5 protein-coding genes are annotated in these 4,085 nt (G+C 39.2%); 1 reads left to right on the top strand and 4 read right to left on the bottom strand.

Features of this window, described 5'->3' with window-relative positions:
* Positions 1 to 223 precede the first annotated feature (223 nt).
* From mobC to ACHBHN_RS11100, 4 genes are all read right to left on the bottom strand, one after another.
* A complete protein-coding gene (gene mobC, locus ACHBHN_RS11115; protein ID WP_394734138.1) occupies positions 224 to 589 on the bottom strand; it encodes a plasmid mobilization relaxosome protein MobC in 366 nt (121 codons plus the stop codon).
* Between the two features lie 2 nt (positions 590 to 591).
* Complete coding sequence (locus ACHBHN_RS11110; RefSeq protein ID WP_394734137.1) at positions 592 to 954, bottom strand: SAG1252 family conjugative relaxosome accessory protein; 363 nt, start codon at positions 952 to 954, stop codon at positions 592 to 594.
* A 337-nt stretch (positions 955 to 1,291) separates the two neighbouring features.
* On the bottom strand, positions 1,292 to 1,534 hold the full coding sequence (locus ACHBHN_RS11105; RefSeq protein ID WP_044980253.1) for a hypothetical protein: 243 nt from the start codon (positions 1,532 to 1,534) through the stop codon (positions 1,292 to 1,294).
* Positions 1,535 to 1,587: 53 nt separating this feature from the next.
* The gene (locus ACHBHN_RS11100) at positions 1,588 to 2,655 is read right to left on the bottom strand and encodes an Abi family protein (RefSeq protein ID WP_017768987.1); all 1,068 of its coding nucleotides are present in this window, start codon (positions 2,653 to 2,655) and stop codon (positions 1,588 to 1,590) included.
* Between the two features lie 233 nt (positions 2,656 to 2,888).
* Between ACHBHN_RS11100 and ACHBHN_RS11095 the strand changes: the two genes are divergently transcribed.
* Complete coding sequence (locus ACHBHN_RS11095) at positions 2,889 to 3,842, top strand: DDE-type integrase/transposase/recombinase (RefSeq protein ID WP_044980255.1); 954 nt, start codon at positions 2,889 to 2,891, stop codon at positions 3,840 to 3,842.
* Positions 3,843 to 4,085 lie beyond the last annotated feature (243 nt).

The following is a 4,085-nucleotide window of genomic DNA, read 5'->3' as shown; positions in this document are numbered from 1 at the left end:
ATTATTGGGAATCCCAGCTTAAATCATAGATACCGTAAGGGATTTTATTCTTTATTTAAAACTTTGCAACAGAACCATCTCCACCAACTCCTCATAAGTGGGAAAGTCCAAGTAATTGCTCATGCCAAAATCAGAGACCAGCTTCAGCTGCTTCGTCTTTTCTGGATTAAGAATATATTTGATAAGACTCTTGCGATACTTAGTGCTATGCACCGCAAAATGTTTAGTGACTACCATAAAATTCCCTCAACTTTTGACACTTTACATCAAAGTCCTTCTCCACTTCCTTGATGAGCTGACTAATACCCTGCGCCAAGAGCTCACGGTCGCTTGACGTTAGAAGATGAGTTTGATTGACGGTACGTGCGATTTGATTGAGGTTGTTTCCGATACGTTTCAGTTCAAAGACCAGGTCGTCATAGTTACTGGTATCAATGGTCAGGAGGGTCATGTTGGGATTGAGCAGCACCTTTCTGGCATAAGCAGAGAAATTTTGACAGCCACTCTGACCGATACGGTCGTTCAAAGTTGCCAACTCCTGGTCTGTCAGAAATACTTTTTTGAGATTGGTGCGGTAGCGATTTTCCATACCTAACCTCCCATGTACTTGTCACGAAAATCTGGACTGAGTGGAATAGACTTCTCTACTTCTACCATTAACTCCTGGACACAAGTCAAAATAATTCGCAGGTGCTCTGCCATGACCTGCTGGGTCTGTTCGGCCATGATAGTCACTTGTAAAATGTCTCGACTGATTTGTTCAATCTTCTGGGACTGCCAGAGGGCAAACCAATCCGTTACTGCCTGCTTCCTCTCAACCAAGTCCATCAGCTTTTGACGGACAAAGGGTGAAAACTGGTCAGCGTGTTCCTGCTTCATCAGCTCCTGAATCTGCTCCAGTTCTCCTGGTGTCAGATTGATTTCTTTACGGATAATGCGATAGTGGTCTGTCATCTCGTTATACTCCTTCTCTAGTTGCCTCTATCGGGTCAGCCCCGATACCGTATTGGATACGGGTACTTCCTAAAAGCCTCATCACTTCGCTTTTCGGCTTTTGCGAGCTCAGTTATTGTGTCCACAATAACCTAAAATCTAATCGCCAGCTGAACCCAAACCTTACAGGTTGGTCAGCCGACGATAAGAAAACATGGTGGCTTCGCCCCCAAACCCCCAAGAAAAAGTCAAGGGTTGATTTTCTAAAACTAGATAGAGTGTAACAAGAGAGAGCTGAAAAAATTATCACAGGAAAAGAAAAAGAGCCATTTGGCTCTCGAAAAATTTCTGAAATAGCTTAACCTAAAACTTCAAAATCATCACTACCATCGGCTTCACCTGTTAGACACGTGAAGCACATGTAGCTCCCTACCAGTGCACTCCCTGCTACCCAAATAGGATATCCACAATTCATACACCTTGCCCCTCCTTCTTTTTCTTCAAGTACTGCACGCAAGGTTTCTTCAAGCTCTTTGGGATTGATGTCTGGATTATTATTGATAGTCAATTCGACAAATTCTTTGATTGAAATAAGATTCAATACTTTACCTCCGTTCTAATCTATTTTTTAGTCCGTGTCCATCTAAGCACTTATCATATCTTTATTGCCAATAAATCCATCCAATTTTTTGGAAAACCATAGTGTCTCAAATCCACTTGTTCTTGATTACTTTCTTCCAGAAGCTTTTGTAATTTTTTATTCCAAAAATTCTTAGTTTCTATGGACATTGACAAGATAAGATGTCTCATTGCTATAAAATAGATAAATAGTGTCTTGCTATCATTCTCTGAGTCTGTCACTAGCAACTCTCTGTCAGAATGATGAAAAGCTGGCAGTGTATGGTGTAAGCGACCATATAATCTGCCATTGTGTGAGCAAATATTCCTAAGATAACGAAGAGCGTTACACCAAGACAATAAGATTTTAGCTGGAATGTTATCATCCTTGTCCAAGGGAAGACTAATATAGGCAGCAACCTTATTTCGATATTCTGGTTGTAGGGCAACGAGGAAGGACGCTATGTTTCCAAATGTCATTAAACGAAAAACGGTCCAAGGTAACACGACCCCATATTGGTTAATCTGATTCTTGATTGTGGCATCATCTTGTTTTTCCAAAATCAATCGTGACAAATGATATTTTGTTTTCAAAACAATATCCAGCCTCTTAGGATTTTCTTTTCGGTATTTAGATTGTTCTGAATAATAGAGAGTATCATCTTCAAAAATATAAGAAGTTTTATTGTATCCAATCGTCAGAGCATCAGCTGTACTCTTCTTCAAAAAAACTTCGATACGCTCCAATATCTCTTGAAGAAAATTTCTAAAGTAGCTATCAAATAAGTAAACTCTTTTTGCTTCTATGTATTTTCTGTCCACCAACTTCCCATATTGAGAGAATGATTGGAAGTCTATATCTCTTAAAAAGTCAATACAATCCTGTTTATAAAAATCATCATTCCCATTGTATTTGAAAGACCAGTTAGAGTTTTCTTTCATATGGACATATAACTGTTCTTCAGTTAAAGCCGGCTCAAGAGAACATTTTAATTGAGTTGGTGCTAATACTGGTCTATAAACCAACCTAGTTTTATCAGTAATATCTAAATCTAACGGCAAATAGTCCTTAAAATTTATTAATTCAAATACATTATTAGGCATAAAATATCTCTCCGCAATATGAAAAAAGGCCACCTAGTTATACATTGCTGTACCTTCGATGACTTCTAATCTAACTAAATTATACCACAACACCTCCTACTAAGCAAGAAAATACTTTACCAAATTTTGGGTCTCGATGTAGCGTTACAATAGATGTGAGACTTCTAGAAGTCAAAAAGAAGATTCCCTGATATGATAAGAGTACCACCTACTCACCAAAAAGGAATCTTCTCATGACTAGTATATCACAAAATCTTCGCTATTTACCACACACTCTGGAAACACGTTACCACGCGGTTAAAACCTACCGAAATGGTGCCTCTGTCGCCTTTATCTGTCGACGATATAAAGTCTCAAAAGCCTCTCTCATGCGCTGGAACAAGCGATTTGACGGCACGAAAGAGTCTTTGAAAGACCGCTCTCATCGCCCTCGAACACCACATCCAAAGGCTCATACCAAGCAAGAGCTGACATGGATTAAAAATTGCATCCGTAGAAATCCAAACGCAACACTTATCGAAATATTCTATAAGCTAAAAACAAATAAGGGATATCATAGACACCCCTGCTCGCTCTTTCGGATCTTGAGAAAACTGGACTTCTTCAAATCCCCTAAAACAAAGAAAAAACCTTATATACCGAAACCATATGACACTCCGACTAAACTCGGCATCAAGTGGCAAATGGATGTCAAATACATTCCTACTCACTGCTACACAGGTAAACTGCCCGATAAGTTTTACCAGTATACCGTCATTGACGAGGCCAGTCGTGAACGCTTTATATTCCCTTTTAAAGAGCAGTCGTCCTACTCAACTGTTCAGTTCGTCAAAATGGCTATAAGATACTTTGGATACAAACCCAAAATCATTCAGACGGATAATGGCTTTGAGTTTACTCATTTTAAAGAGACCAAACAAGTACACCCTCTTGACCTAATTTGTCAGGAGCTGGGCATTGAGCACAAGCTGATTCGTCCTCGAACACCAAGGCATAATGGCAAAGTTGAACGCAGTCATCGAAATGATAACCGACGTTTCTACCAGTACTTGAACTTCTATTCCTATGACGACCTCATCAAGCAGATGAAAACCTATCTTTATCACTCCAATCGACTCCCTATGCAAACATTAGGTTGGAAATCTCCTATCGATATCAGAAAAGCTTTACTAGGAGCTAGCTCCTAGTAAAGCTTAACAAATGGATAACTTCAATTTCACCTTTCTGGTCTCACATCATTGACAAAGGTACAATACTTTACCAAATTTTGGGTCTCGACTTCTTTAATTGATTGGTGGTAATCAATTAAGGCTCGCAGTTAAAGTTTCTCAGGCTTTAACTGGTCGTGGCTCTTTTTTCTACCATTTGTCAAGTCCATCAAGGTATTTGACGAAAAATATTTTGAGTCTCGTAATCCAAATATGGAAATT

Source organism: Streptococcus sp. A22 (genome assembly GCF_043674215.1).
Classification (GTDB): domain Bacteria; phylum Bacillota; class Bacilli; order Lactobacillales; family Streptococcaceae; genus Streptococcus; species Streptococcus suis_V.
The sequence above is the reverse complement of the archived record's forward strand: the minus strand, read 5'-3'. Positions and strand labels throughout refer to the sequence as shown.